General features: G+C 59.3%; 24 protein-coding genes and 1 pseudogene. 10 read left to right on the top strand and 15 right to left on the bottom strand.

The window, feature by feature from the left end; genetic code table 11:
* The first annotated feature begins 374 nt into the window (after positions 1 to 374).
* Complete coding sequence (locus ACO550_RS36995) at positions 375 to 1142, top strand: AAA family ATPase (protein WP_315597248.1); 768 nt, start codon at positions 375 to 377, stop codon at positions 1140 to 1142.
* A 126-nt stretch (positions 1143 to 1268) separates the two neighbouring features.
* On the opposite strand, the gene ACO550_RS36990 is transcribed toward ACO550_RS36995, so the two are convergent.
* From ACO550_RS36990 to ACO550_RS36980, 3 genes are all read right to left on the bottom strand, one after another.
* Positions 1269 to 1937 (bottom strand): dihydrofolate reductase family protein, encoded by a 669-nt coding sequence (locus ACO550_RS36990; protein ID WP_315597249.1) that lies wholly within the window; start codon positions 1935 to 1937, stop codon positions 1269 to 1271.
* Between the two features lie 104 nt (positions 1938 to 2041).
* Positions 2042 to 2947 (bottom strand): alpha/beta fold hydrolase, encoded by a 906-nt coding sequence (locus tag ACO550_RS36985; protein ID WP_315597250.1) that lies wholly within the window; start codon positions 2945 to 2947, stop codon positions 2042 to 2044.
* 288 nt (positions 2948 to 3235) lie between these two features.
* A complete protein-coding gene (locus ACO550_RS36980; protein ID WP_315597251.1) occupies positions 3236 to 4117 on the bottom strand; it encodes a LysR family transcriptional regulator in 882 nt (293 codons plus the stop codon).
* A 143-nt stretch (positions 4118 to 4260) separates the two neighbouring features.
* On the opposite strand from ACO550_RS36980, the gene ACO550_RS36975 reads away from it, so the two are divergent.
* From ACO550_RS36975 to ACO550_RS36960, 4 genes are all read left to right on the top strand, one after another.
* A complete protein-coding gene (locus ACO550_RS36975; protein WP_315597252.1) occupies positions 4261 to 4692 on the top strand; it encodes a VOC family protein in 432 nt (143 codons plus the stop codon).
* A gap of 295 nt (positions 4693 to 4987) precedes the next feature.
* The gene (locus ACO550_RS36970; RefSeq protein WP_315597253.1) at positions 4988 to 6184 is read left to right on the top strand and encodes an aminotransferase class I/II-fold pyridoxal phosphate-dependent enzyme; all 1197 of its coding nucleotides are present in this window, start codon (positions 4988 to 4990) and stop codon (positions 6182 to 6184) included.
* 11 nt (positions 6185 to 6195) lie between these two features.
* A complete protein-coding gene (locus ACO550_RS36965) occupies positions 6196 to 6981 on the top strand; it encodes an SDR family oxidoreductase (RefSeq protein WP_315597254.1) in 786 nt (261 codons plus the stop codon).
* 33 nt (positions 6982 to 7014) lie between these two features.
* Positions 7015 to 7716: a ribonuclease activity regulator RraA gene (locus tag ACO550_RS36960; RefSeq protein WP_315597255.1), complete on the top strand. Its 702-nt coding sequence runs from the start codon at positions 7015 to 7017 to the stop codon at positions 7714 to 7716.
* A gap of 206 nt (positions 7717 to 7922) precedes the next feature.
* On the opposite strand, the gene ACO550_RS36955 is transcribed toward ACO550_RS36960, so the two are convergent.
* From ACO550_RS36955 to ACO550_RS36915, 9 genes and pseudogenes are all read right to left on the bottom strand, one after another.
* On the bottom strand, positions 7923 to 8729 hold the full coding sequence (locus ACO550_RS36955) for a putative hydro-lyase (RefSeq protein ID WP_315597256.1): 807 nt from the start codon (positions 8727 to 8729) through the stop codon (positions 7923 to 7925).
* Positions 8726 to 10054 (bottom strand): MFS transporter, encoded by a 1329-nt coding sequence (locus tag ACO550_RS36950; RefSeq protein WP_315597257.1) that lies wholly within the window; start codon positions 10052 to 10054, stop codon positions 8726 to 8728. Before ACO550_RS36950 ends, ACO550_RS36955 begins: the two co-directional genes overlap by 4 nt.
* A gap of 469 nt (positions 10055 to 10523) precedes the next feature.
* Positions 10524 to 10763 (bottom strand): biotin/lipoyl-containing protein, encoded by a 240-nt coding sequence (locus tag ACO550_RS36945; protein ID WP_315597258.1) that lies wholly within the window; start codon positions 10761 to 10763, stop codon positions 10524 to 10526.
* A 12-nt stretch (positions 10764 to 10775) separates the two neighbouring features.
* The gene (locus ACO550_RS36940) at positions 10776 to 11540 is read right to left on the bottom strand and encodes a 5-oxoprolinase subunit PxpA (RefSeq protein WP_315597259.1); all 765 of its coding nucleotides are present in this window, start codon (positions 11538 to 11540) and stop codon (positions 10776 to 10778) included.
* Positions 11533 to 12495: a biotin-dependent carboxyltransferase family protein gene (locus tag ACO550_RS36935; protein WP_315597260.1), complete on the bottom strand. Its 963-nt coding sequence runs from the start codon at positions 12493 to 12495 to the stop codon at positions 11533 to 11535. The genes ACO550_RS36940 and ACO550_RS36935 overlap by 8 nt, the downstream gene beginning before the upstream one ends.
* Positions 12492 to 13253: a 5-oxoprolinase subunit PxpB gene (gene pxpB / locus ACO550_RS36930; protein WP_485995131.1), complete on the bottom strand. Its 762-nt coding sequence runs from the start codon at positions 13251 to 13253 to the stop codon at positions 12492 to 12494. The genes ACO550_RS36935 and pxpB overlap by 4 nt, the downstream gene beginning before the upstream one ends.
* Entirely contained in the window at positions 13250 to 14665 is a 1416-nt protein-coding gene (locus ACO550_RS36925) for an acetyl-CoA carboxylase biotin carboxylase subunit (protein WP_315597261.1), read from the bottom strand. Before ACO550_RS36925 ends, pxpB begins: the two co-directional genes overlap by 4 nt.
* Before the next feature lie 547 nt (positions 14666 to 15212).
* Positions 15213 to 15385, bottom strand: a pseudogene (locus ACO550_RS36920) (helix-turn-helix domain-containing protein); the annotation flags it as partial.
* The gene (locus tag ACO550_RS36915; protein ID WP_315597287.1) at positions 15385 to 16287 is read right to left on the bottom strand and encodes a LysR substrate-binding domain-containing protein; all 903 of its coding nucleotides are present in this window, start codon (positions 16285 to 16287) and stop codon (positions 15385 to 15387) included. The gene ACO550_RS36915 and the pseudogene ACO550_RS36920, both read right to left, overlap by 1 nt.
* A 107-nt stretch (positions 16288 to 16394) precedes the next feature.
* Here ACO550_RS36915 and ACO550_RS36910 point away from each other — a divergent pair, with 107 nt between their 5' ends.
* From ACO550_RS36910 to ACO550_RS36890, 5 genes are all read left to right on the top strand, one after another.
* Positions 16395 to 17594, top strand: a complete 1200-nt coding sequence (locus tag ACO550_RS36910; protein ID WP_315597262.1) for an aminotransferase class I/II-fold pyridoxal phosphate-dependent enzyme — start codon at positions 16395 to 16397, stop codon at positions 17592 to 17594.
* Positions 17595 to 17647: 53 nt separating this feature from the next.
* The gene (locus ACO550_RS36905) at positions 17648 to 19255 is read left to right on the top strand and encodes a thiamine pyrophosphate-dependent enzyme (RefSeq protein WP_315597263.1); all 1608 of its coding nucleotides are present in this window, start codon (positions 17648 to 17650) and stop codon (positions 19253 to 19255) included.
* A gap of 111 nt (positions 19256 to 19366) precedes the next feature.
* Positions 19367 to 20833 carry an aldehyde dehydrogenase family protein gene (locus tag ACO550_RS36900; RefSeq protein ID WP_315597264.1) on the top strand — a complete coding sequence of 489 codons (1467 nt, stop codon included), beginning with the start codon at positions 19367 to 19369 and terminating at the stop codon, positions 20831 to 20833.
* Positions 20834 to 20909: 76 nt separating this feature from the next.
* Entirely contained in the window at positions 20910 to 22082 is a 1173-nt protein-coding gene (gene argE / locus ACO550_RS36895; protein WP_315597265.1) for an acetylornithine deacetylase, read from the top strand.
* Positions 22083 to 22460: 378 nt separating this feature from the next.
* A complete protein-coding gene (locus ACO550_RS36890; RefSeq protein ID WP_315597266.1) occupies positions 22461 to 23354 on the top strand; it encodes a tripartite tricarboxylate transporter substrate binding protein BugE in 894 nt (297 codons plus the stop codon).
* A 101-nt stretch (positions 23355 to 23455) separates the two neighbouring features.
* On the opposite strand, the gene ACO550_RS36885 is transcribed toward ACO550_RS36890, so the two are convergent.
* The 3 genes from ACO550_RS36885 to ACO550_RS36875 form a co-directional block, all read right to left on the bottom strand.
* Positions 23456 to 24412, bottom strand: coding sequence for an NAD(P)-dependent oxidoreductase (locus tag ACO550_RS36885; RefSeq protein ID WP_315597267.1), 957 nt, complete (start codon positions 24410 to 24412; stop codon positions 23456 to 23458).
* Positions 24413 to 24494: 82 nt separating this feature from the next.
* On the bottom strand, positions 24495 to 24956 hold the full coding sequence (locus tag ACO550_RS36880) for a type II 3-dehydroquinate dehydratase (RefSeq protein ID WP_315597268.1): 462 nt from the start codon (positions 24954 to 24956) through the stop codon (positions 24495 to 24497).
* A gap of 17 nt (positions 24957 to 24973) precedes the next feature.
* On the bottom strand, positions 24974 to 25594 hold the full coding sequence (locus ACO550_RS36875; protein WP_315597269.1) for a glutathione S-transferase: 621 nt from the start codon (positions 25592 to 25594) through the stop codon (positions 24974 to 24976).

The raw sequence follows: 25594 nt of genomic DNA, 5'->3' as shown, positions 1-25594 counted from the left end.
ATGGTCAGCGTGGTCATGATGTTCTCCTGGAGAGGAAGGTAAGGCTTGGTGGGTGATGAGCTTCGGGTTGGTGTCGCGCTCGGTACTGATATCGCAGCAAGCGTGCCAGCGCCGGCCAGATTCTCGAAAGAATCTGGAAAGCCTTGATGGGGTTGGGTTTGCGGGTGGGGGAGGGTTTGCGCTGGCGCGCGGGGTAATGTCGGCGGTACGGCGAATGGTGGGGTGGTGCCAACAGAAAAGTGTCAGGTGTTGGGATGTAGGCAACGCTTGGGGGAACGGGGCCGAGGCTGTCGCCCGATCCCGCTTTCCCGTGACCACTCACCGCCTTGCTAAGGTATCCTTTCGCCTTCGAAACGGTCTTCTCAGAGGAAGAAATGCGGCGCGTCGTGTTCAATCAGAAGGGCGGTGTTGGCAAGTCAACAATCGTATGCAATCTTGCGGCCATCAGCGCCAGCGAAGGATTGCGCACTTTGGTGGTTGACCTGGATGCGCAGGCCAATTCGACTCAGTACCTGATGGGCGCGCGCGCCGGCGAGGCAAGTCCGAGCGCGGCAGACTTCTTCGACGCGTCCCTGACCTACAGCTTTAAGCCGGTGGACCTGACGTCGTTTATCCATGCGACGCCGTTTGAGAACCTCGACGTGATGCCGGCGCATGCTGACCTTGACGCCCTGCATGGCAAGCTTGAATCCCGCTACAAAATCTACAAGCTGCGCGACGCCCTGCTCGTACTAGAGTCGGTCTACGACGCCATCTACATCGACACGCCGCCAGCGCTGAATTTCTATACACGCTCAGCACTGATTGCCGTCGATCGCTGCCTGATCCCGTTCGACTGCGATGACTTCTCGCGCCGGGCACTCTACACGCTGCTCGACAACGTGAAGGAAATCCAGCAGGACCACAATGACGCGCTGCAGGTCGAGGGCATCGTCATCAACCAGTTCCAGCCGCGCGCCAGCCTGCCGACAAAGCTCGTCGAAGAACTGATCAGCGAGGGGCTGCCGGTACTTGCGTCGCGGCTGTCTTCCTCGGTGAAGATTCGGGAATCGCACCAGCACGCTACCCCCATGATCCACATGGATCCGCGCCATAAGCTCGCACAGGAATACGTGGCGTTGCATCGGGAGCTGGCTGGCTGAAGCGGGGCGAGAGCCGCCTGACCGGTACTACCAGCACAGGAAGTGTCGACGCTGCTGCGCATGGGGTAGTCGAATGAGCGCTTTCGGCACGATCGGCGCGCCGGGGCAGCCATCCAACTCGTATTCCTACGTGGGCGAGGGCGCTTGTCCTTGCCGCCGTAGCACCACATGCATGGCCTTTTCGGAGGCCACGGAAGTCACGCATGCGTATCCCAGCGCCGGCAGGTCGAGCCCGTGGAACAGTGACTCGCCACGGCCAAGCAGCACCGGCGAGATCGCGACGTGCAATTCATCGATCAGGCCCGCCGATAGAAACTGCCGGATGGTGTCGGCGCCGCCGCCGATGCGAACGTCCTTGCCACCCGCAGCGGCGCGCGCCAGATCCAGTGCCTGGCGAATGCCGCCGGTGACGAAATGGAACGTCGTGCCGCCTTCCATTTTCAGAGCGGGACGCGCGTGATGCGTCAGGACGAAGGCCGGCACGTGGTACGGCGGGTTGTCACCCCACCAGCCTTTCCATTGTTCGTCCGGCCATGCGCCACGAATCGGCCCGAACATGTTCCTGCCCAGAATCCACGCGCCCACGTTATCAAAGCCACGCGCCGCGAAATCGTCGTCGATCCCGGTCGTCCCGCCTTCATTGCCGAACAAGATTTGCTGGAACGTGCGTGTCGGCACCAGCCACTGATGCAAGTCGGTGCCACCAACGCCGAGCGGATTGTCGATGTCCTGATCCGGGCCCGCGCCGTATCCGTCCAGCGAGATGGTGAAGCCTTCAACACGAACGCGTGTCATGGTTTGTCTCCATTTGAATACGTCCAACCGCTGGCCAGCGGCTGGCTTGCGGTTGGGTGGGCACGTCCACAACGAAAGGGCGAAAAGCAGGGCGAATAACGGCCCTATTGCGCGAGGAAATCGACAATCGCGCTCACGGTGACCTGCGGCTTTTCTTCCATCAACCAATGACCGGCACCGGGAACCACCAGTTCCTGAACGTTGACCGCCGCGTTTCGCATGACGATCGCCTCGTTCTGGCCAAACGATTTCTCGCCGCCAATTGCCAGCACGGGCATCGTCAGCTTGGTGGCCAGCGATTTCTGGTTGTCTTCGGCGTCCTGGCGAATCGCCAGGAATTGCGCGAATGCGGAATGCATGGCGCCTGGCCGCGCGTAAATGCGAGCGTAGTGAGCGCGCGTGGCCTCGTCGATTTTCGACGGATCGCCCGCGAATTCATTCCAGAAGCGATCCAGATAGATCCGCTCCCTGCCTTTGACCAGCCGCTCGGCATCGGGCCCGCCAAAATCGAAATGCCAGAGCGCGGGCATGCGGACAATCTGCTCCCAGGGCGGCACGCCAGGCACCGGGGCGTCCATGACCACGAGCTTCCGGGTTTTGTCCGGATAACGCGTCGCATAGGCAAATGCGACCATCGTACCGATGTCGTGACCCACCACGTCAGCCTGGTCGATGTGCAATTGCGTCAGCACCGACCGGATATCGCCGGCCTGCGTACGCTTGTCGTAGCCGCCAGGCGGATGCGACGACAAGCCCATGCCTCGCAGATCGGGCACGACCACCGTATGGTTCCGCGCCAACTCGGCCGCCAGCGGCGCCCACATATCGCCCGTGTCGCCAAATCCGTGCAACAAGACCACGGCTGGCCCGCTTCCGCCAACCCGCACATGCAGCGTGGCGCCTTCGGTCTGTATGTCCTGATTCCGAAAACCGGATGGGAACGGCTTTACCTGGGCCTGCAATGACTGGCAAATAGCGAATAAGGCAAGGGCGGCGAATAGTCGGCGCATGTGTTTTTTCTCATTCTTGTTGGGTGGATTGCCGGTAAGGGCGCGGAGCAGCCAGACGCCAGTGCAGCACGCGTGGCGACACCGAAGTGTAGTTCACGCCGCGTAGGCCGCAAGTGCGTATGAGATGGGCGGGGAGATGCCTGGTCAAATTGGCCGTGTTTCACACCACAGTCGTTGACCCGATGCAGCAGAGTTGTTAATCAGTGGTGCTCGATCTGTCGCCTTTACTTGACAGCGCCTAAGGGAGCGAACGAAGTTCACCAGAAAGCGGCTATAAACTGGCGGAAGTCAGTACTGTCTACGGGCGCTGCGCTCAGCCGCCTCGGCAATGCGCTGGGCCAGGAGAGTCGCCGCAGCCTGTCGGCTATGAGATGGCCGTTCGACCAGTCCGATCTCTCGGAAGAACGTTGCGTCTCCAAGATCCTTGACGACAACTCCTCTAGGTATCGTCAGCGCGCTCGTCATAGGCAGAAGCGCTACGCCTAGACCACGCCGCACGAGTTGGGCAATGGCCTGCAACTCGTCGAGCTCGATCGCGTCGGTTACTGAGATGCGCGATCGACGAAGAAACTGATCCACAAGCCGTCCCCCGAAGGAGCCGCGGTCATAGCGAATGAAGGGCTCGCTCTCGAGCAGTTCGCGCCAGTCCTGATCTTTCTGCTTTTGCGGTGCGATTAGAACGAACGGCTCCGTTAGCAGCACGCGCCACTGGAGGTCAGAAGGCAGAGCGAACGGCGGTTTGATCATGACCGCGATATCAATTTCGCCTGAATCGACCTGGCCGAGAAGGTTGAGGGACACACCTGGGACGAGTCGGATCCGATAACCAGGATTCTCATTTCGAAACGCAGTGAGAGCCTCAGCAAGGAAGGTGACCTGAGCGGACGCGATGGCACCAATGCGAATGAGCCCAGTACGAGCACTATTCACGCTTTGGCCGAGCTTCGCGTAGACCGTCATCATTTCCTCGGCCACGGTCAACGCTTCTCGGCCAGAGGTATTCAACACCGCTGAGCGGCCAGTTCTATCAAAGAGTGGATAGCCCAGCTCTTCCTCCAGTCGCTGGATTTGCGCGCTCACGGCTGACTGGGTCAGCCCTATATGTGCGGCTGCGTTCGCAAAGGTGCCGTATCGCACCACCGCCAGGAATGTCTGGAGTTCACGCAGCATGTTATCTGATCACTAAAATTGTTGCTCAGGGCAAAAATATATCGCTTTTCATTGATTATCGGCGGCCATAGACTAACGTCAATCGTCGGTTTTGCATAGAGCTTTGAGGTGCTGCCGGCCGCCTCTCAACCCAATGAATCATCATGGCCACCACTCAAAACATTCCCCCGTTTCACCTTGCTTTTCCCGTCAACAGCATCCCCGAAGCACGCAAGTTCTATGGTGAGTTGTTGGGCTGCCCCGAAGGCCGCAGCGCTGAAGATTGGGTCGATTTCGACTTTTACGGTCACCAGATCGTTGCTCACCTGGCACCGGAAGAAGTCGGCCATCACAAGACGAGCGCCGTCGACGGCGACCAAGTGCCGGTACGTCACTTTGGCGCAGTGCTGTCGATGGAGCAGTGGGAAGCCCAAGCGGAACGACTGAAGGCCGCTGGCATCAAGTTCATCATCGAGCCGCATATCCGCTTCAAGGGAGAGCCGGGCGAGCAGGCCACGATGTTCTTCCTGGACCCATCGGGCAACGCCCTCGAAATCAAGGCCTTTGCCGACATCAGCTCGCTGTTCAAGAAGTAATTCGGCTGCATCTGCCGAAGCAGGTGAAGGGCGGTTGGGTCGAACCGTCCTTCCCTCACCTGGACCGTAGGTCTAGGCAGAACCACGATCAATCTCCTCACCCCTGAAGATAAATCGCCTCCTATTGGCGAGGGATGCACGCGCAGTCCCCGAACGTAAATCTGTGCGTTCAAGGTTGGCTCGCGGCCCAACAGTCGCATCACGCATTCTGGGTTGTTCAAGGAAAAGCCCAAAGACGCTCCGAAGCGCGGCGCATGAGGCGCTGCGCAAATCCTGACCTGGCAGGGAATTATCGATGCTATCCAACCTCCTTCACGCGGTGAAGCCGTCACCGACCCTGACCATCACAAAGATTGCAGGCGATATGCGCCGTCGCGGAATCGACGTAATCGGCCTGTCGCAGGGCGAACCCGATTTTCCGACTCCCGACCACATCTGCGTTGCAGCGAAGCAGGCTATCGACGCTGGCGCGACGCGGTACACCGACATTGACGGAACGCGAGAGCTCAAGGAAGCGATCGTCCGGAAATTCTGGCGCGACAACAGCCTGTCATACGACGTTGCGGAGATCAGCGTAGGTACCGGTGGCAAGCAGGTGATCTTCAACGCGTTGCTGGCGACGATCAATGCCGGCGACGAGGTTATCGTGCCGGCTCCCTACTGGGTTTCCTATCCCGACATGGTGCGGCTCGCCGGCGGCGTGCCCGTCGAAGTAAGCTGCGCGGCAGCGCAGGACTTCAAGCTTGTGCCCGAACAGCTCCGCGCGGCGATCACGCCACGAACCAAATGGCTGATTCTGAATTCGCCCAGCAATCCCACGGGGGCAGGCTACTCGCGAGTTGAACTTGCCGCGTTGGCAGCCGAGCTGGCGAAGCATCCGCATGTCCTTGTCATGACTGATGACATGTACGAGCACATCCGCTACGACGGATGGAAATTCTCGACGATCGCCTCTGTGGGACCGGATTTGCGCGACCGTACGCTGACAGTCAATGGCGTTTCCAAGTCGTATGCGATGACCGGCTGGCGCATTGGCTACGCCGGTGGTCCGAAGGCGCTGATCCAGGCCATGGGAACCATCCAGTCCCAAAGCACGAGCAATCCTTGTTCCGTCGCCCAGGCTGCTGCTCTCGCGGCACTGGATGGATCAATGGACTTCATAACGCCGCGGAATCAAGCATTTCAGCGCCGACGCGATGCGTGCCTGAGCGCGTTAAACGCCATCCCGGGCGTCAGTTGCCGAACCCCTGAAGGGGCCTTCTATCTCTTTCCCTCGTGCGAAGGACTGATCGGAAAGGCAACCTCCGAGGGAAAGATCCTGAGCAACGACGTCGATGTCAGCCAATTTCTCCTTGAGCGAGCTCATGTTGCCGTCGTGCCGGGAAGTGCGTTTGGCGCCGAAGGCTACTTCCGGATCTCGTTTGCTACGTCGGATGAGCGCCTTGCTGAGGCATGCAAGCGGCTTCATGAAGTCTGCACCGAACTCAACTAAGGAGCGTTAGCATGGACATGGGAATCAAAGGGAAGCGAGCTCTAGTGATGAGTGCTGGCGGTGGGCTCGGGAGCGCGATCGCTATGGCGCTGGCCAAGGAGGGTGCTGAAATCTGTATCGCCGATCGAGACGAAAGTTCTCTTAAGTCGCTGGCGGACGAACTGATGGACTTCGACGTACCTGTTCATAGCTTTGTCTGGGATCTGGGTGTGCAGGAACAGTGGTCGGGAGGCGCCAAAGCGGTGCTTTCGCAAGTTGGCGGCATCGATATCCTCGTGAACAACACGGGTGGACCCCAACCCGGGCCAGCCTTCGGACAGTCGACCCAGGCTTGGCAATACGGCTTCAATGCAATGGTGCTGTCCGTCATCGGCATCACCGACATTTTCCTCCCCGGCATGCGTGAGCGTGGCTGGGGACGCGTAATTACCAGTACATCGTCTGGTGTGGTGGCACCAATTCCCAACCTGGCGCTGTCGAACTCTTTACGAATTGCCCTGGTCGGTTGGTCGAAGAGCCTGGCGCGTGATGTCGCTGCCGCCGGGATCACGGCCAACGTAGTGGTGCCTGGCCGGATCGCGACTGCTCGCACCCAGTTCCTCGATTCGGCCAAAGCGAAGCGCGAGGGCCGTGACGTCTTGTCCGTACAGTCGGAAAGCGAAAAGACCATTCCGATGGGCCGGTATGGCCATCCTGAAGAGTACGCGGACGCAATCACCTTCCTCGCAAGCGAGCGCGCTTCATACATCACTGGCGCAACGCTCCGCGTGGATGGTGGTTTGATTCCTTCGGTTTGATTGTCGTAGTTGATTTCAATTTGGAGATATGCCATGGCTGTATCCGATGAAGTAATGTTCAAGGCCCTGTCTGGTGTCACGACTGCCACGCTGACGACGATCCTGCTCAAGAAGGGCTTACGCAACGTGTGGATCCGCGGCGCGTTCCCGCTTGTCGAAGGCTCCAAACGTATCGTTGGCCGTGCGTTCACCGTGCGGTTTGTCCCGGCACGAGAAGACCTGGCAACCCCGGAATCGTGGGCATCGCCGAAGTCTAGCCGTGGCGCCATTGAGCAGATGCCCGCCGGTTGCATTGCGGTGGTTGATGCGATGGGCGTCAAGGATGCGGGGATCTGGGGGGACATTCTGTGCGCGCGCATGGCCAAGCGCGGCGTCACTGGTCTGGTTACGGATGGCGTCGTCCGCGACCTGGCTGGCGTCCTCGGAACGAAACTGCCTGTATGGGCCAGTGGTACGGCCGCTCCACCTTCGGTTGCGGGCCTGACGTTCGTCGACTGGCAACAGCCTGTGGCGTGCGGTGGCGTTGCGATCTTCCCCGACGATGTGATCGTCGCCGACCAAGATGGTGCAGTGGTCATTCCGGCAGCGCTCGTTGCGGACATCGTCGATGCCGCTGTCGAGCAGGAGCGGTTTGAAGGCTGGATCATGGACGAGGTGAACGACGGCGCTGTCCTCCCCGGCCTCTACCCGCCGAATGAAGCGAACAAGGCCAAGTACGAAGGAACGAAGAAGTAGTACCAACTGAGGCAGTGGTGTTTTGAGCGATGCCAGGGGCCCGCCCTGGCATCGCCTTTTCTATGCTGATCCTGCAGCGACCGGTTCGACCACATTCAATTCACAGGCCGCATTGAACCCAGCCGAAATGGAGCGCGTAGTTTGGTCGCTTTAGAAAGCACTAGGGTACTCTGGCAAAGCGCTTTGCCAGAGTACCCTCTGCGAAGCTACAAGAGCTTCACGTGCTCGATCTTGGGATCGCCGATGAGCATGTAGCCTGGGGCGTGCGTGATGCACAGCGGCAGACGAGCTTGCATAGCTGCGGCCTGTGGTGTCACGCCGCAACCCCAGAACATCGGCACTTCACCGGGCAGGATCGCCGTGTGCTCGCCTTCGTCGGGAGTGTTCACGTCCAGGATGCCGATGGCCGACGGATCCCCGATATGAACTGGCGCGCCATGCGCAGCAGGCAATACAGCGCATATGCGACGTACCTCCTGTGTAAGTTCCGGAGGGTACGGGCGCATGGATACAACCATGGGGCCAGAAAACGGACCTGACGGTGCCGTTGCAATGTTTGTCCGGTACATCGGAACAACCTTGTCTTCGTCGACATGCCGGACCGCGATTCCAGCGTCCTGAAGTGCTTGTTCAAAGGAGAGCGAACATCCGAGCACAAAGCCCACAAAATCGTCTTCCCAAAGATCGACGATCTTTTCACACTCGTGGCTAAGTTGACCATCTTTCCAGACCCGATAGCGCGGCACGTCGGTGCGCAGATCGATGTCTTCACCCAGTTCGGGCACGTACGGTGAGCCTGGCTCTGTCATCCCGATCAGAGGGCAGGGAATCGGATTATTACGGCAGTAGTTCAGAAAAGCCCCTGCCCATTCTTGCGGCACGATCATCAGGTTGCCTTGGACGTGACCAGGTGCCATTCCTCCCGTGTGGCCACGCCACTCTCCAGCCCGGATGGCGGCGCGGGCCGTGGCGGGGTAGTCAGCCCAACCGGGCAGATTCTGGAATCCACTCATTGAAGGGCCTCCTTGGCGGTTTCTTTAACGAAGAGCAGTGCGATGAGCGAGATCGCGGAGCCACCCATCAAGAGGTAAGCCGGTGACAGGAGGTTACCAGTCGAGCCGATCAACGAGGTCGCGATGTACGGCGTCACGCCACCGCCGAGAATCGTACCGAAATTGAAGCTGAACGCCATGCCTGAATATCGCACGCGAGTCGGGAACTGCTCGGCGTATGTCGGATAGCCGACAGACTGGACGATGGGCAACGGCAGGGCCACGATAAACATTGCCAGGGCGGCCAAGCCAATGCTGTGTTGGTCCATCAACATCATCATCGGTACGACTAGCACTGTGTAGGCCACAAATCCGATCGAGAGGACCTTTTTGCGTCCCAGACGATCCGACAGGCCACCCCAGAACGGCATCAGGCAGGCCATCGTGATGCTCACGAATGCCATGATCCAGTAGACCGTGCCCTTGTCATACTTCAGATAGGTGGTCATGTAGATGTTCATGAACACCAGCCCAACCCAGTACCCGACGTTCTGTCCGAACGAAAGGAACAGCACTTTCAGAACCGATGGCATGTGCTGACTGAGGACTTCAGTTAGCGGAGCCTTTGGAGGTTCGCTGTGCTGCTGGAACTGCTGAAAGGCAACCGACTCTTCTACACGCTTGCGTACCAAAACTGAGATCATGACCATCGGAATGGCAGTCAGGAAGGGGATGCGCCATCCCCATTCGGTCATGGCGTCACTACCTAGTACTGAGTTGGTCAGTCCGCACACCGTCGCGGCAAGCGCGCCGCCGACGGCAACACCCACGGGCGTGAAGGCGCCGAAGAAGCCGCGGCGACCCCGCGGGGCGGATTCGGCCACATATGCGGCTGCGCCAGTTACCTCACCGCCTGCAAAGAAGCCCTGGAAGAGGCGAATCAGAAGAAGCAAGATCGGGGCAATGATGCCGCCTGTTGCAGCGGTCGGCAGAACGCCAATTGCTGCCGTGGCGACGCCCATGCCAATCACGGTGACCAGTAGCACTGACCGTCGACCTAGGCGATCGCCGAGTCGACCAAGCACGATGCCGCCGATTGGGCGCATAAGGAAAGCGCTGCCAAATACTGCGAGGATGGCCAGTAGCGAGGCAGTCGGATTGTCGCTGGGAAAGAACAGTGGTCCAATGGTCGCGGCCAGGTAGCCGTAGATTCCGAACTCGTAGTACTCGATCGCGGAGCCCGCCGCAGCGGCGATCGCTGCTTTGCGGGCGACGGTTGCGTCGGCGGTGACCGGCGAGCGAACTGATTCCGTCAGCGGCATCGTGGGGATTGGGGCGTTCGACATTGTGACGACTTCCAGAAATTGAGGATGAGTGAACCCTCGCGGGTCGCAAAGGCGACCAGCGGGCGCATCGTTTTCAGCACGAACAGTTGACGGGGTTAGGGTGCTAGAGCCGTCGTCTCGATTTAACTAATGGCTTGTTGAGGGCAACTTGCCGACATCGGAACTAATAGCGGTGATTGCTGATTAATATCCCGCGGGGAAATTCGCAACAACTGTGCCAATCAACACCTTCCGAAAAGCCGCACCTGAATATGCGCGACGATCCCTGGCCTATCGAAGCCATGCATTGTTGTCTCCTTATGACTTAGTGCACTAAAGGTTGTGCACTAAATTGGTTGTAACCTGATCCGTCCGCGTGCCCCGTGCACCAGCGTCGTTGGACTGTTGCGGGTTCTTGTCATAAGCGGAGGCACATGTCAGCCAAAACGTCATGCAGGCATGCGCGTCTCCGTGTTGTGCAGAGTGATCTTTACGATGAGAGCTGGAAGGTCCCAATAACCTGGCCGTCCTCTACCGGGTCTCCTTCAGCAACCGAATACTCCACAACAAAGCCTTCCGCCAGAGCTTCAACCGGGATTTCCATCTTCATCGACTCGATAATGACGAGTGTTTCGTCTTGGCCGACTTCGGCATGCGGCTGTGCGACGATTTTCCAGAGCGTGCCCGTGGTTTCTGCGACGATAGGGACGGTATTGGTTTGGTTTTCCATGATGTTGTTTGTTTATCGCGGGCGTGGGGGACGAATCTGGATGTCTTCGGCGAGCAAGGCGGTACGAATGCAATGTGCAAATGCTGTGGCGCGAGGCTGGTCGCCGTGAATGCAGAGGGTGTCGGCCTTGACGGGCACATCGACTCCTTGCAGGGAGCGCACCACTCCTTCGCGGATCATCCGAATGACCTGCTTCGTAGCTACGTCCGGGTCGGTAATCATCGCCCCAGGGGTTCCACGAGGCGTCAGCGAACCATCGGATTGATAGCTGCGATCTGCAAAGACCTCTTCGGCTGTCTCAAGCCCTGCTTCGCGCCCAGCCCGTACGAGTTCCGAGCCCGCCAGGCCAAAGAAAACAAGCGTAGGATCAACGTCTCGGACGGCCTCAGCCAGCGCGCGTGCCATGCCGCTGTCCTTCGCCGCGAGGTTGTAGAGCGCGCCATGTGGCTTTACATGAGCTAGCCGCGAGCCGGCTGCACGTGCGAACGCCTGCATGGCGCCAACCTGATAGATGGTCAGGTTGTAGATCTCTCCGTGGCTCAGCGCCATCGCTCGCCGGCCGAACCCCTGCAGGTCAGGAAAGCCCGGATGAGCGCCGATCGACACGCCTTGCGCTACGGCGTTGCGAACGGTAGCCGCAATTGTCTGCGGGTCGCCCGCGTGGAAGCCGCAGGCGATGTTCGCCGAGCTGATTTGCGCGAGTACACCCGAATCATCGCCAAGGTTGTAGATGCCAAAGCTCTCGCCAAGGTCGCTATTGAAGTCGATCTCAGCCATGGCAGGACTCCAACGCCGCGAACACTTGTTCCTGCAATAGTGAAAGCCGCTGGGCCTCCTCGATGGAGATCACTTGGAAACGGATCCGCTCACCGGGCATGTGCTGCGCCAATCGAGGCAAATCAACGGCGCATACATGACCGATTTTCGGATAGCCGCCCGTCGTCTGACGGTCGGCCATCAGCACAATGGGCTGGCCATCAGGCGGAACCTGGATGGTGCCGAAGGCAACCGCTTCGGAGAGCATTTCGAGCTTCGAATGCAGGGCAAGCGCCGGCCCTTCGAGGCGGTATCCCATACGATCTGACTGCGCCCCGATCTTGTATTCCAGTTCAGTAAAATCGGACTGGGCTGTCTGGGTGAAGGCGTCCCATTCGCGTCCTCGTACCACCCGCATCGGTGTGTCGGAGGCACTGGAGGCCGTTTGAGCGAGAGCCGTGACATTGACCGGAACAGCAGGAACCGTCGCGCGAGGTGCGCGCAGTGAAATCAATTCGCCCTTTCGCAATGGCTTGCCTTGCGCACCACCGTATCCGCCTCGAACGAACGTGCTGCGACTCTGCATCACGGGCTCGATAGCGAACCCACCTGCAACAGCCAGATACGCACGCAGTCCATTTCGACGCTTGCCGAAGCTGAGGGTGCCGCCAGCAGGCACGACGCCCGGCTGCCCAACTGGGAGCGGGATGCCATCGATCGCGGCCTCGAGATCAGCACCGCACACCGCGACAGCCGTATCGACCGGGAAGCGCAGACTCGGGCCCATCAACGTGATCTCGAGAGTGGCATCTCCTTGCGGATTGCCGACCAGGGCGTTGGCCAAGCGATGGGCCTGTTCATCCATCACACCGTTCGCTGGTACGCCAAGCTGCTGGAATCCATGGCGGCCAAGATCCTGGAAGGTGCTCAATGCTCCCGGCTTGATCACTTCGATTGCCATCATTGCGGTGCTCATTGCTGGCTCTCCTGCTTGGCGATGGCATCAAACTTTTCGGCGGAGATGGGCACGAAACGAATCTGATCGCCGGCACCGAGCAGGCATGGGCTCTGGCGGTGCGGGTCAAACATTCCCAACGGGGTGCGACCAATCAGGTTCCAGCCGCCCGGGAGATCCATGGGATAGATCACGGACTGCCGGTTCGCCAGGCCAATGGATCCGGCAGGGACACTGGTCCGTGGCGTGGAGCGCCGAGGTGGCGACAGCCGCGCATCGAAGGTCCCCACATACGGGTGCCCCGGAGCGAACCCGAGCATGAGCACGTCCACTGGCGCCGCGCTGTGTCGTTCGATGACTTCGGCAGGCGTCATGCCGCAGATTGAGGCCACCTCGACAAGATCGGGGCCGTGCTCGCCTCCGTAGCAGACCGGGACTTCCACCAGGCGTTGCGCGGTTGTGGATACGTCCAGAGGTGCGGCGAGAAGCGCCGAGATTGTCTCCAGCATCGCGTGAAAGGGCGCTTCTTTGGCGCCACGGACGACCGATGCTGGCTGATAGTGGATGCCAACGGTGGTGAGCGCCGGCACGATATCGGTAACGCCCACAATATTCGCGGTGCGCAGGCGCTTGGCTGCTGCGCAGGCGCTGCGATTCGAGCGGGCAACGGAGTCGGCGTCGCGTTCCGGATTGAAGTCGACGATCAGCAGCCGGTCACCTGACGGCTCAATTCGCCAATCGACGGAAGTGACGACCTCTTCGATCGAATCGGCCATCATGCTAGCGCCCCGGCGGAAGACTGCGGGTTCGCTGCGGCCGTACGCGGCGCGGCGCTTTCGCCGATGAGCCTTGCCATTTCGCGTGCGACGAATCCGGTGTCGACGTTTCCTGCTTGGAACGCAGGATGTTCCATCACGTTACCGAGGAAGGCGACGTTGTTCTTGATACCTTCAACGCGTGTTTGTGCCAGGGCAGCAAGCATCCTGACGCGCGCCTCTTCGCGAGTGCTGCCGTGTGTCAGCAGCTTGGCAATCATGGGGTCGTAGTAGGGCGAGATGGTGTCGCCTTCGCGTACGCCGGTGTCCACCCGTAGCCCTTCCACGGGCGCGATGGAGAACGTCTGCAGCTTGCCAGGCGATGGCATGAAATGCTTGACGGGGTTTTCGGCGTAAAGACGGCATTCGATCGCTGCACCCTGGCGGCGGATCGAGTCTTGTGAGACGGGGGCCAGCGTGCCAGCGGCCAGTTGAATCTGTGCTTGCACCAGGTCCCAGCCCGTCACCAGTTCGGTGACGCCGTGTTCCACCTGGATGCGGGTATTCATTTCAAGAAAGAAGAACTCGCCGCTATCGGCATCGAGAATAAATTCGACGGTGCCGGCGCCGCTATAGTGCTGTGAGGCGGCTAGGGAAACGGCTGCGGTCGTCATACGCGCCAGCACGTCGGTGCTCAAGCCGGGTGCTGGGCTTTCTTCCACGATCTTCTGGAAGCGTCGCTGTACCGAGCATTCGCGTTCGAACAAATGGATCGCGGTGCCGTCGCCAAAGCCGAAAACTTGCACTTCGATGTGGCGCGCGCGAGCTACGTAGCGCTCCAGGTATACGCTGCCATCGCTGAACGCCTTCTGTGCGAGCGCCTGCGTGGACGTGACGGTGGCCGCAAGTGTCGCCGGGCCATCTACACACTTCATGCCGATACCGCCTCCGCCACCTGCAGCCTTAACCAACAGAGGGTAGCCGACCTGGGCCGCAGCTTCTTCGAGGCCGTCGAGCTCGCCGGCTTCGAAGCGCTGGCTACCGGGCAGCACCGGCACGCCACATGCGGCAGCGAGATCCCGAGCACGATTCTTGTCGCCCATGTTTTCAATCGATGCCACCGAAGGGCCGATCCAACGCATGCCGGCTGCTTCCGCCGCCTGGGCGAATGCAGTGTTCTCCGAGAGAAAGCCGTAGCCAGGATGTACGCCTTCTGCGCCATGTGCTTTGCCGGCAGCAAGGACGGCTTCGACGTTGAGGTAGCTCGAAGCTGCAGGGGCCGGACCAACATGTACGGCAATGTCAGCCAGTTGACAGTGCAAGGAGCCGGCATCGGCGTCCGAGTACACGGCTACGGATTCAATGCCGAGGGCCTTTGCCGCGCGAATGATTCGGCAGGCGATCTCGCCGCGGTTGGCTATCAGGATTCTTCGCATTTTCTATCTCTTGCTGCTTCCGGGGGGGCGGATACGCGGCGACTTGCAGCCGCCGTGCTTGAATTGCCGGACTCTGCCGGTCGGTGGGATCGCGTTGGGCGACCTCACTAATGGCCCGAAGTCTATGCAGCGAGATTGATTACGAAAAGCGACGAATATTTGAGCTAACCATCATTTTCATCGATCAATCGACTACGGCATAAGGCCTACCGGCGATGCGCACCAAGTTGGACGTGATCACGCAGATGGTGGGTTAGGGTAAATACGGAGACCTTTTGACCCGATGAAATGCGAAGAAAGTGCCGAAATGTCGATTTGTCGCGGGGGCGATGCGCACCCTTGGTAGGGCGGCACCGATTAATGCGGCGACCGCAAGGGCATTCGATTCGGCCTTGGTCACTCAGTGGCGTAATCAGGGTGCAGAGCCGGGCGGTGGAAGACCTGGCGTGCTTCAGAAGCTCTTGGTCAGCGAGGTGGACCGCTGGAGTATTGTGGCCAAGGAGGCGAGCATTCGCATTGAATAGCTGAGACTCTGAGCGCTCAGCGCCAGGGCAGGCTTTCGCCGGCTTCGATCGAACAGTTTGACCGCGAACCCTTCCTCTAGCGCCTTTACCTGCAGGCTGACCGCGGATTAAGCCCGGCCGATCACATCGCCAGCACGGGCGAACGTCCCGTGTTGACGATTGCCACTAGCGTTCTTAGGGCTCTCAAAAATGACATCAGGGAGTCTTCTTAACCTGGAGTTTTTTGGCTTGTTGCCATAGTGCCTGAGCCGCTGGAGACAATCGCTTTTCATTCAGGCACGCGAGCCCGATCCGTCTGGATGCTCGCGGTGTCAGGCTTCGATAGACCACACCTTCATATTTTGATGGCGCTGCCAGCGATGCGATGATCGAAACACCTTGCCCGCGAGACACAAACTCCAGAATGGATAAGAGCTGCGAAAGCTCATGGGTGACGCGTGGCTTGATCTCGGACCGCTCAAACAATCTGGTAATGAGGTCCTGGGAACCAGCATGCGTCAGCACAAGCGGGTACGTTGCCAAGTCTTGAAGGGAAACCGATTCACTCTCCGCCAATGGGTGATTCTCTGGCAGGACGGCAATGAACTCATCGACCGCGAGTGGGTGGGTATCGAATTGGGCCTTTGGGAGCGTCACAACGCCAATCTCAATGCGCTTCTCATGCAGGTCCTGCTCGATCTCGGCATCAGGCTTTTCGGTTACGTACACGTCGATCCCAGGGTATCGCGCGTTGAACTTCTCCAGCAAGGGGGGCAGTAGCTTCAGCGACGAGCTTGGCCCGAACGAGCCGATTCGCACTTTGCCGGTCCTGAGCCCGGCGCTGGCAGCCGCAGTGGTCTGGACCAAATGCAGAGAACTGAATACATCCCGTACGTGGGGCAGGATTAATTCGCCGGCGTGTGTGAGGGAAAGGTGTGTCCCGCTTCTGTCGACGATTGGCGTGCCAAGGATGGCCTCAAGTGCTCGTAGTGCGTGACTTGTGGCCGAAGGCGTCATCCCCAGGCGAGCTCCTGCCGTGGCGATTCCTTCCGAGGAAGCTAGCGAGAGGAACAGCTCAAGCTGCCGCAGGGTTGGTGGGTTATTTGTGAGGTCCGGCATTGAATTCACTTTCAATTGTACGTGATTCACTTGAATTCTAGACTGTGCTCCATCCGGTCCGCTAGACCAATTTTCAAAGCCACTACCCCACGGAGACAACTGTAATCATGTTCGCGAAGATGATGGAGTCACTGAGGCCATCTCCGATCCAGGAAATGGCGGAACTCAGCCGCCGCGCCAGCGCCGCGGGGAACGATATCGTCGACATGACCCTTGGCGAGCCCGACTTTCCCACGCCTTCGCACATCGGTGAAGCTGCAGTCAGGGCCATCGCAGAGGGGCAGACCCGATACACACCCATCAACGGGTCGGTACGTCTGCGCGAAGCCATCGTCGAGAAGTTCTGGCGAGACAATGGTATTCGGACCTCCATGGCCGATATCAGTGTCGGCTGCGGTGGCAAGCAAGTCATCTACCAGGCCTTCCTGGCAACGCTGAATCCCGGGGATGAGGTCCTGATTCCCGCGCCGTACTGGGCATCATACGGCGACATTGTCACGATGAATGGCGGGGTGCTCAAACCGATCGATACGACCCCGGAGCAGAGTTATGCCATGCAACCGGAGTCGCTGGAAGCAGCCATCACGTCCAAAACCAAATGGCTGGTGCTGAACTCACCTAGCAATCCGAGCGGCACGGCTTACACACGGACGCAAATCGAGTCCTTCTGTGAAGTCATTCGTCGTAGCGCAAACCAGGCGTTCCTGATCCTTGCAGATGACATCTACGAACACATCCTGTTCGATGGCAGGACCTTCTGCACCCTTGCCAACATTGCTCCCGATCTGGCTGGGCGGATTCTCACGGTCAACGGCGTGTCGAAGGCATATTCCATGACGGGGTGGCGCGTCGGATTCGCATGTGGCCCCAAGGTGCTGATCGATGCCATGACGAAGATCCAGATGCAGGTGAACTCGCATACTTCGTCAATCTCACAGGCGGCAGCAGTGGCCGCATTGGCGGGCCCCCAAGACGAAGTGGTGCGCCGGTGCGCAGCTTTCCAGGCACGGAGAGACCTGTTGCTGGCGCGATTCTCGGAGATTGAAGGGCTGCGTACGCCTACCCCCGAGGGTGCTTTCTATGTTTTTCCCGATATCCGGACGTTTACTGGGAAGCGCAAGGCAGACGGTGAGGTTATTGCCAACGACGTCGACTTCGCGACCTATCTCCTTGGCGCAGGTGTTGCCGTGGTTCCGGGATCGGGATTTGGCATGCCGGGCTTCATGCGTCTCTCTTATGCGACTTCGGATGAGAAGCTGGAGCAAGCAGCTTGCCGAATCAAGGCCGCGGTGGAGCGTCTGAGCTAGGTCAATACCCGCTTCGACGAAGAACTTACTTAACTTCCTGGCTTAGATAAATTATGACTACCGTTTCCGAACTGATTGGCGAACGTCTGTATGCGGCAGGGTGCCGACGCTCCTTTGGTATTCCCGGCGGCGAAGTGTTGGCCGTGATGCGAGGCCTGGATGACGCCGGCGTCAGCTTCACGCTGGTGAAGCACGAAAACTCGGGTGGCTTCATGGCGGAGGGGGTGCATCACCGTGACGGTGCGCCTGGCGTCCTGGTGGCAACGCTGGGTCCGGGCGTGGCTAACGCAATCAACGTTGTGGCCAATGCCTGGCAAGACCGCGTGCCCATGATCTTCTTGACGGGCTGCGTCGACGAAAGCGAAGCCGCCACCTACACGCACCAGGTATTCGACCATGCGCAGTTGATGCGTCCGATCACGAAGGCATCGTTGCGCATGACGTCAGAAGCCGCCGAGGTGACCATTGACAAGGCGATTGCCATTGCGATGGACGATCCCCCGGGTCCAGTTCACATTGATGTACCGATCAGCGTGGCGCTGCAAGCGGTGAAGCCCACTGCCGGTGCCAAGCGCTCGCAACCAGCTCCTGTGGTTCCCGCGAACTCGCCCGCCTTCGAAGAGGCCAGAAAGTGGCTAGCGGAAGCCAAGCGGCCAATCATGATCGCTGGGGTGGAAGCCCTTCACCATCGCGCCGAACATGAGATCCAGGCGTTCGTGGAAGAGCTTGGCATTCCGCTGATTACCACATACAAGGCCAAGGGCATTGTGGACGAGCGTCACGAGATGGTCATCGGTGGCGCGGGGCTGTCGCCAATGGCTGACAAGATCCTCCTTCCGCTGATCGAAGCGGCGGATCTGGTGCTCCTGGCGGGCTACGATCCGATTGAAATGCGGGTCAACTGGCGTAACGTCTGGAATGATGAGCAGCGCGTTGTCGAGTTCGCCGCGACGCGCAATACTCACTATGTTCACCAGGCCTCCCATTCGTTCGTTGGCAGCATCAGGGAGGGCCTGCGCAAATTCCGCGGTGACACGTCGCGTGCATCCACCTGGACCCCCGGTGAAGTCGCGGAGATCACCGAAAAGCTGGCTGCGATCTATCGCACGGACGAAGAGTGGGGGCCGGCCGCAATCGTTGATGTTGCAAGGCGGCTCTTGCCGGATAACGCCGTTGCCTCTGTAGATAGTGGCGCGCACCGAATCCTTCTCAGCCAAACGTGGAAATGCTACGAGCCGCGCGGGCTGATGCAGTCTTCCGGACTTTGCACGATGGGCTGCTCGCTGCCGCTCGGCATTGGCGCAAAGCTCGCCGAGCCTTCTCGGGCGGTTGCTGTCTTCACCGGCGACGCCTGCCTCGAGATGACGCTCGGTGAGTTTGCGACGGCGCGTGATGCGAAGACGCCAGTGATCGTGTTTGTCTTCGCCGACGAGTCGCTGTCGCTCATCGAGATCAAGCAGCGCGCAAACGGTCAGCCGAACCTTGGTGTGGACTTTGATGCGACCGATTTTGCAGCCGTCGGTCGCGCACTCGGCGGCCAGGGCTTCGATGTACGGTCGCGGGACGAGCTGGCGCGCGCAATTCAGGAAAGCCTCGACGCAGATTGCTTCAGCGTCATCTCGTGTCACATCCCGCGGATGGCATACGACGGTCGGATCTGACGCAGTAACGCCCGATAGCTGACAACACCATTGATGGGGAGCATTGCTCCCCATTGCCACATGGACCGAGGGCACCTGCCCATAACTCCATGACCCAAACAGAACGAAATCATGTCCTTCACACTGATTCGAAGCGACCTGGTCCGTAGCCAGGTCTTGATCGACGGTAAATGGTCGCAAGCTGAGACGACTTTCGAAGTTTCAGATCCCGCCTCGGGCGAGGTCATTGCGCACGTTCCTGATTGCACGCCAGCGTTGGCGAAAGGCGCGGTCGATGCTGCAGAGGCGGCGCTACCGGCGTGGCGGCAAACATCCGCAAAGGTGAGGGCGAAAGTTCTGAAGCGCTGGCATCGTCTCGTTCTGGACAATGTGCACGATCTGGCGCGGATCATTTCATCGGAACAAGGCAAGCCGCTTCTCGAAGCGACTGCCGAGATCGAGTACGCGGCTGGCTACATCGAATGGTTCGCGGAGCAGGGGCCGCGTTCAAATGGGCATCTGATTCCGTCGCCGATCAGCGGTCGGCAACTTCAGGTCAGGCGTGAGCCGGTCGGAGTGGTCGCCGTCATTACGCCCTGGAACTTTCCCGCCGCCATGATAGCGAGAAAGATCGCCCCCGCTTTGGCGGCTGGATGCACGGTAGTCTGCAAGCCAGCGGAAGACACGCCACTCACTTCGCTGGCGTTGCTGGCGCTGCTGGAAGAGGCGGGTGCGCCAGCCGGCGTAGCAAACATCGTCACGGCGTCAAGGGCAAGAACCCCCGAGCTGGTAAGTACGTGGCTGGAGGACTCTCGCGTGCGCAAGATCTCTTTCACTGGATCGACTGCGGTGGGCAAGATCCTCGCTCAGCGGTCAGCGGCAACTCTTAAGCGCCTCTCGCTCGAACTTGGCGGTAACGCTCCGTTCATCGTCTTCCCGGACGCGGATCTGGACGCGGCAGTCGAAGGCCTGATCGCAGCGAAGCTCAGGAACGGCGGTCAGACCTGTGTCTCGCCTAACCGGGTCTTTGTCCACAACGACGTCATCGACGCATTTACGACCAAGCTGGTCAAGCGAATCTCGGCCCTGAAGGTTGGTCCTGCGGAGGACCCTGCCTCGCAGATCGGCCCAATGATCAACCAGAGCGCAGTTAGGAAGATCGATGAGCATGTCAGCGACGCCATCCATCGCGGTGCAAGGCTATTGGCGGGCGGGCGCAGGCTGGAAGAGACTGGGCGGAATTTCTACGCGCCGACCGTTCTCGCCGATGTGGACGACACGATGATGTTCTCGCGAGAGGAGACCTTTGGGCCGGTGGTGCCCATTACGCAGTTTGCCACTGAATCGGAAGTTATCCGCCTTGCTAACGATACTGCATACGGGTTGGCAGGGTACTTCTACTCTCGCGATATTGGCACTGTACATCGGGTGGCCGATGCGCTTGAGGTTGGCATTGTCGGGGTCAATGAAGGTGCTATCGGTTCGGAAGCTGCGCCGTTTGGCGGGGTAAAGGAATCGGGATACGGCCGAGAGGGATCGGTCTGGGGTCTGGATGACTATGTGAACGTCAAGTACGTTTGTATTGGCGGCCTGCAGTAGTACTCATGCATTTCATAGCCGTCAGGAGTCAAGTGCGCGTCGCTTGCTCTTGGGGCGAATACATAAGGAGGAGATTATGAGTGCTCAAGACTCTGCGCAGGTTTCAACCCGTACGATGGAATGGCTGAGGACGCTGATCGGATACAAGACGGTGTCCGGCAGTGATTCGAACCTCGCGTTGCTCGAATGTGTCGAGGCAATACTCTTGGCAAGAGGTTTTCAAGTGCGCTACAGCCGGTCACCTGACGGGGCACGGGCGAACCTTTTTGCATCAATCGGGAGGGGTGATGGCGGTCTTCTCTTTTCTGGGCACACCGATGTCGTTCCTACGACCGGACAGGAGTGGTCCCGTCCCGAGTTCACTTTGACGGAAGAAGAGGACCGGCTCTATGGTCGCGGTACAACCGACATGAAGGGGTACATCGCTGCAGTACTCGCTGCGGTGGAGGGCTTCCCGCTGGAGAAGCTTCGCAGTCCGCTGCATGTGGCGCTGACATATGACGAAGAGATCGGATGTGTTGGCGTTCGAGGGCTGCTCGCCGACCTAAGTTCTGCTGGGATTCGCCCTGCGGCCTGCGTGGTAGGAGAGCCAACGAGATTGCAGGTCGTTCGGGCTCACAAGGGGCGTCATTCCTACCGGTGCCATGTCCGCGGAAGAGCAGCGCACTCGTCACTGGCTGGACTTGGTATCAATGCGCTAGTGGCAGCAAGTAGGGTGGTTGGCCTCGTCAGTGATCGTGCAGACATGTTGAAGAATGACGAGCACGATCAAGGATTCTACGTTCCGTATTCCACGATGGCACCGTGCAGGTTTCTTGCTGGCAACGCCAACAATGTAATCCCCGAGGCGGCGGAGTTCGACTTCGACCTCCGGTTCCTCCCCTCCACAGATCCCGAAGACGTCATGGCCCCGATCATTGCCGCGGCCTCCCTCATGGAGAGAGAACTTCGAGCGAAGGTCGAACACGCCAGTATTCGGATCGAAAGGCGGACCGCGGTGCCGGCGCTCGCAAAGCAGTCAGGCAGCGATGCCGTGGCCGAAATGGCAATAAATGCGGGTGCGCAGCGTGGAGCCAATGTGGCGTTTACAACCGAAGGTGGTTTGTATCAACAGGCCGGCATTCCCACCATCATCTGTGGCCCTGGAGACATTGCTCAGGCTCATACTGCTGATGAGTACATCGAGCGGTCGCAGCTTGCGGCCGCGGATCGATTCGTTCGAAGGATGCTCGACGCTTTGAGTCAGTAAGGCTATCGCTTGCAGTAGCCGGTTGGGGTAGGGGGCGTGAAGCTGACTAGTGCAGCCCATCGTTGCCACCGCACCAGTTCAGCGCGCACCAGGCTTCTGCGCGCTCCCAAGGCACCTCTTTAGTGCCGCTACGTCCCTCAAATGGGCTGTTGGCAACATTGAATTCAACTTCAATTGAGGGTGAATTTCTCAGTTCCTAGACTGAGACTTCAAATCTTATTGAAACACATCAAAGAGCGTCGGCACTAGAAAGTCAAGTCATACGCTGATCGACGCGGATTACCACGCAATTGCCCGGAGGTGGATATGCAGAGGAGACGTTTTTGTGGTGCCATGATCGCCGGCGGATTCGGTCCGTATGTTGCGCCGAGTTTTGCAATGGAGCGCCCCATCAGGTTTATCGTGCCTTTTGCACCTGGCGGGTCCGGAGACATGATTCCCCGTATGGTTGCGCCGTCCATATCGGAGCTTTTAGGCCAACCTGTAATTATTGAAAACAAGGCAGGTGGAGGCGGAAGCATTGGGGCGAACTACGTCAGTCGTTCGTCGCCGGATGGTCTTACCATTGGCGTGGCGACTGTCAGTACGCACTGCATTTTCCCCGCAGTTTCAAAGTCGGCTCCATATGACCCCCTGAAGGACTTCGTCTGCGTTAGCAACCTTGCACGCGTTCCGAATGTGGTGTCGGTGCACCCGTCCGTGCCGGCGAGCAACATGCGAGAGTTCATTGCGTTGATCCGTGATCCAAGTTCGAACCTTAGCTTCGGTTCGCCGGGGGTCGGTTCGCTCGGACACATGATGGGTGAATTGCTCATGCAGCAGACCGGTGGGCGGATGCTTCACGTCCCTTATCGTGGTGCGGGGCTCGCTCTGCAGGATGCCGTCGCGGGCCAGGTGCAGGTGCTGTGCGACAACCTCCCGGCATCTCTTCCTCATATCAAGTCGGGAAAGCTACGTGCGCTGGCCGTGGCCTGGCCTTCTCGGGTCCCCCAACTCCCGAATATCCCCACTTTTGGGGAGCTCGGCATGGCGGATCTCAATGGGCCAGCATGGTTTGGTTTGGTTGCGCCGGCCAGGACAAACTCCGCTGTCGTAGAGCGGCTGCAGAAGGCAGTTGCCAAGGCCCTTGCGCGTCCCGACGTGCGGCAAAACATCGAGTCAACCGGAGCGGAGCCTTTGGGAGGTACGGCGATGGCATTTTCCGAAGACGTGCGTGCTGAGTATGCGAAGTGGAAGCGGGTCGCTGAGGTCGGGAAAATATCGCTGGAGTAGCCAGGTAAGTGACACGGTGTGTCTCGCTGCCCGAATCTTCCAAGATGTGCAAAACACTATGACGGAGCCTCCGCCGCAATGCGGCGGAGGCCATCCATGCCTTAATATCCGCGTGCGGGATCGACGATGTTGTCTGGCGATTTATCGCCGGAAACGCGAATAATGTTCTCCGCAATCTGTCTTGCCGCAGATGACGGGATGGCCACCGAAGCCAGGTGAGGGGTGATTAAAACGTTAGGCATGCTCCATAGCGGGTCCTCCGCAGGCAAAGGCTCGCGCTCGAATACATCCAGCGTTGCGCCACCGATGTGGCCGCTCTGGAGCAGGTCTGTCAGCGCGGCTTGGTCAACCAGGGCGCCCCGGGCAACATTGATGAAGGCTGCCCCGCGGGGCAGCCGCTCCAGTCGCCTGCGATCCAGAATGCCAGTTGTCTGAGGCGTTAGCGGAAGCATGACGACGACGATATCCGCCTGTTCGAGAACGGTGTCGAGCGTATCCAACCCCGAAAGGCACTCCACCCCGTCGATCTGTGCGGCGCTACGCGACCAGCCAAGCACCTTAAACCCTTGGCGTTGCAGTTCGTGCGCCGCCTTCGCGCCCAGCTGTCCGAGGCCCAGAACCGCAACGCGAATGTCTTCCGGCGAACGGGGATGACGGTATGCCCACTCACCCCGTCGTTGTGCCTGCTCGAAATAAGGGATGTCGCGGGCGTGTCGCAGCACAGAGAACAACACGAAGCCTGCCATCATGCGAGCCATCTGCGGATCCGCGAGCCGGGTAATCGGGATACCTGGAGGAAGGTCTCGCCGCTGAACCAATGAGTCGACCCCCGCCCCAAGATTGACGATTAGCCGCAGGTTCGTCATCCCCGAGAAGAAATCTTGCGGCGGCTTCCACGCGAGCACATAGTGGATATCGGCGGGCCGCGTGATTTCGCTCGAATGTATAACCTCCAGCTTCGGGAGCTGGGCCTGGAGAGCGCGCTTCCAGGTATCAAAGTCGTCGAATGCGCTGTAGAAGGCCATCGCGCCCGATGGAGTGGCTTCAGATATCGTCATCTTGACAACCGCATTGAGAAAAAGGTGGTAAGGATGCAGGGAGACTACAACCTGCCGTCACTCCGCGTCAGCCTATGGGAGATCAGACCGCTGTCTTATCCTGCTGTACCAGCCGCGTGATAGCCTCGATGGCAAATTCGTAGCCGTCGCCTCCCAGCCCGGCTATCACACCATGCGCTACTTTGGAGATGTAGGAGTGATGGCGGAAGGACTCGCGTTTCCAGATGTTGCTCATATGGGTCTCGATGATTTTTCCCGGAAACGCCAGCAAGGCATCGAGGATCGGAACCGACGAGTAGGTCAGGCCGGCCGCATTGATGACAATACCGTCCGCCACGCCCCGTGCTTCCTGAATCCAATCGACCAATTGTCCCTCATGGTTGGACTGAAGGAAGCGAAGATCGGCGTTCAGGGAGGCGGCCTTTTTTTCGCATCGTGACTGCAAGACTGGAAAACTGTCGCTGCCGTACGTCTTGTTCGCGTCCAGGCCGTAAAGATTGGCGTTTGGGCCGTTCAGAAACCAAATGGAGATTTTTTTGCTCACGTTCTAACCTCTATATCTTAACCTTCATGGGGGCGTGTGGCCTGCATGGCGGGCAGCTTTTGGAACGCCTCGTCCCAGCGTGCCGCGCTGCCGTATTGGGAGCGCCACTCGATTTCGGGATACCGAAAGTCCAGATAACCCAACGCGCAGCCAATCGTGATATCACCGATGGTGGGATCTTCTACAGCTAGCTCCGGCGCAACGGCGTCGATCGAATCGAGGCAGGCGTGCACTTTCGTAAGCAGCGCTTCACGCCACGTAGACCACTGAACCTCCTCGGGACGCGCCGTTCTTTCATAGCGCGCGAGGAGTGCGGCATCAAGAAGCCCATCGCCCAGCGCTTGGCGGTTCAGTGCAGCCCACCTGGCATGGCCGGCGGGGGGGAAGATGCCAGGCGCGTTTGCCCGGCTCGCCAGATATTCGCAAATGACCCGGCTATCGTACAAGGCGTGGCCATCCTCCAGGATCAACGTCGGGACTTTGGCCAGAGGATTGTGGGCCGCGATGCGCGGATCGCGCCGCACCGGATGGGCGGCGCTGTCCAGCAACTCGATGTGCTCGACCTGTCCAGTCAAGTGTGCGCAGACCATGACCTTACGCACGAACGGCGAAGTTGGAGCAAAGAGAAGTTTCAGCAT

The organism is Cupriavidus sp. (genome assembly GCF_057315035.1).
This window is presented reverse-complemented; position numbering and strand designations above follow the sequence as displayed.